This is a genomic window from Winogradskyella sp. SM1960 (assembly GCF_020179375.1).
Taxonomy (GTDB): domain Bacteria; phylum Bacteroidota; class Bacteroidia; order Flavobacteriales; family Flavobacteriaceae; genus Winogradskyella; species Winogradskyella marina.
The window spans coordinates 2501-5346 of sequence record NZ_JAICBG010000019.1 but is presented as its reverse complement, the minus strand read 5'-3'; the positions used below and the strand labels follow the sequence as shown (position 1 = coordinate 5346).

Annotated in this window: 2 rRNA genes (1 of these 2 cut by a window edge); both read right to left on the bottom strand. The window is 48.0% G+C overall.

Annotated elements, in window-relative coordinates:
- Nucleotides 1-20: 20 nt before the first annotated feature.
- Nucleotides 21-130 (bottom strand): 5S ribosomal RNA (gene rrf / locus K1X16_RS17565).
- 164 nt (nt 131-294) lie between these two features.
- Nucleotides 295-2846: ribosomal RNA gene (locus K1X16_RS17560) — 23S ribosomal RNA — on the bottom strand (it continues 274 nt past the right edge of the window).

Below are 2846 nucleotides of genomic sequence, written 5' to 3'. Positions count from 1 at the left end.
TATCTAGTAAGGGTTTTCAAAAAAGGCGGCGACCTACTCTTCCACAGTAAAGCAGTACCATCGGCGCAAACGGGCTTAACTACTCTGTTCGGAATGGTAAGAGGTGAGCCCCGTCGCTATAACCACCTTAAGTTTTTATCTTGAACTTGGTTCAAGACCTTGGTTGTTATAAATAATCAACACTAATATTGTTGACATATTGAAAAAATGACATGATGTGTATAGTAATGTATACTTTAATAAAAAAACAGACTCGCTCAGCAATCATTGCTGGTCACTGAGCGAAGTCGAAGTGACAATAAACCTATGGGTTATTAGTACTACTCGGCTATGACATTACTGCCTTTACACCTATAGCCTATCAACGTGGTAATCTTCCACGACCCTTTAAAGAAATCTCATCTTGTGGTGGGTTTCGCGCTTATATGCTTTCAGCGCTTATCCCTTCCGAACGTAGCTACCCTGCAATGCTCCTGGCGGAACAACAGGTACACCAGAGGTTCGTCCAACTCGGTCCTCTCGTACTAGAGTCAGATCCACTCAAATTTCTAACGCCCACTGTAGATAGAGACCGAACTGTCTCACGACGTTCTGAACCCAGCTCGCGTGCCACTTTAATGGGCGAACAGCCCAACCCTTGGGACCTTCTCCAGCCCCAGGATGTGACGAGCCGACATCGAGGTGCCAAACCCCCCCGTCGATATGAGCTCTTGGGGGAGATCAGCCTGTTATCCCCGGCGTACCTTTTATCCTTTGAGCGATGGCCCTTCCATACGGAACCACCGGATCACTATGCTCTACTTTCGTACCTGATCGACCTGTATGTCTCTCAGTCAAGCTCCCTTATGCCATTGCACTCTACGCACGGTTACCAAGCGTGCTGAGGGAACCTTTAGAAGCCTCCGTTACTCTTTTGGAGGCGACCACCCCAGTCAAACTACCCACCAAGCACTGTCCTTTCTTTGAAAGTTAGACTCTAGATAAGCAAAGGGTGGTATTTCAACAATGACTCACGCACGCCTGGCGACGCACGATCGAAGTCTCCCACCTATCCTACACATTACTTATCCAAAACCAATACTAAGCTATAGTAAAGGTGCACGGGGTCTTTTCGTCCCACAGCGGGTAATCGGCATCTTCACCGATACTACAATTTCACCGAGCTCATGGCTGAGACAGTGTCCAGATCGTTACACCATTCGTGCAGGTCGGAACTTACCCGACAAGGAATTTCGCTACCTTAGGACCGTTATAGTTACGGCCGCCGTTTACTGGGGCTTCATTTGAGATCTTCGAAGTAAACTTCTAAACCCTCCACTTAACCTTCCAGCACCGGGCAGGTGTCAGGCCCTATACATCATCTTTCGATTTAGCAGAGCCCTGTGTTTTTGATAAACAGTCGCCTGGACTTTTTCACTGCGGCCCCCCCAGAGGGGGGCGACGCTTCTCCCGAAGTTACGCGTCAATTTTGCCTAGTTCCTTAGCCATGAATCTCTCGAGCACCTTAGAATTCTCATCCCAACTACCTGTGTCGGTTTAGGGTACGGGCTGCTTCACTCGCTTTTCTTGGAAGTCGATTTGCTAGATTATCACCTTGACCGTAGTCTCAGTGTACTATCGCGGTATTACTACTCGCTTCAACGTACTATTCCGTCAGTACGCACTAACTTTTCGCCTCCGTCACTTTTAACGTGAGCAGGTACAGGAATATTAACCTGTTGTCCATCCACTACCCCTTTCGGGTTCGCGTTAGGTCCCGACTAACCCTCAGCTGATTAGCATAGCTGAGGAAACCTTAGTCTTTCGGTGTGCGGGTTTCTCGCCCGCATTATCGTTACTTATGCCTACATTTTCTTTTGTAGCTTCTCCAGCATGCCTCACAGCACACCTTCGACGACACTACAATGCTCCCCTACCACTTTTACAAGTCCATAGCTTCGGTAGTATGTTTATGCCCGATTATTATCCATGCCGAACCGCTCGACTAGTGAGCTGTTACGCACTCTTTAAATGAATGGCTGCTTCCAAGCCAACATCCTAGCTGTCTAAGCAGTTCAACCTCGTTTATTCAACTTAACATACATTTGGGGACCTTAGCTGATGGTCTGGGTTCTTTCCCTCTCGGACATGGACCTTAGCACCCATGCCCTCACTGCTGCAAAACATTTTATAGCATTCGGAGTTTGTCAGGAATTGGTAGGCGGTGAAGCCCCCGCATCCAATCAGTAGCTCTACCTCTATAAAACTATATTGCAACGCTGCACCTAAATGCATTTCGGGGAGTACGAGCTATTTCCGAGTTTGATTGGCCTTTCACCCCTACCCACAGGTCATCCGAAGACTTTTCAACGTCAACCGGTTCGGGCCTCCACTGTGTGTTACCACAGCTTCACCCTGCCCATGGGTAGATCACACGGTTTCGCGTCTACCACTACTAACTAAAGCGCCCTATTCAGACTCGCTTTCGCTACGGATCCGGACCTGAAGTCCTTAACCTTGCTAGCAACGGTAACTCGTAGGCTCATTATGCAAAAGGCACGCCGTCACAGATCAAGTCTGCTCCGACCGCTTGTAAGCGTATGGTTTCAGGTTCTATTTCACTCCCTTATTCAGGGTTCTTTTCACCTTTCCCTCACGGTACTAGTTCACTATCGGTCTCTCAGGAGTATTTAGCCTTATGGGATGGTCCCCACTAATTCACACAGGGTTTCACGTGCCCCGCACTACTCAGGATACCACTATCTAATCATTCTTTACTTATACGGGACTATCACCCTCTTTGGTCAGTCTTTCCAAACTGTTCTAATTCATTATGAGTCGAATATCGTGGTCCTACAACCCCAGCA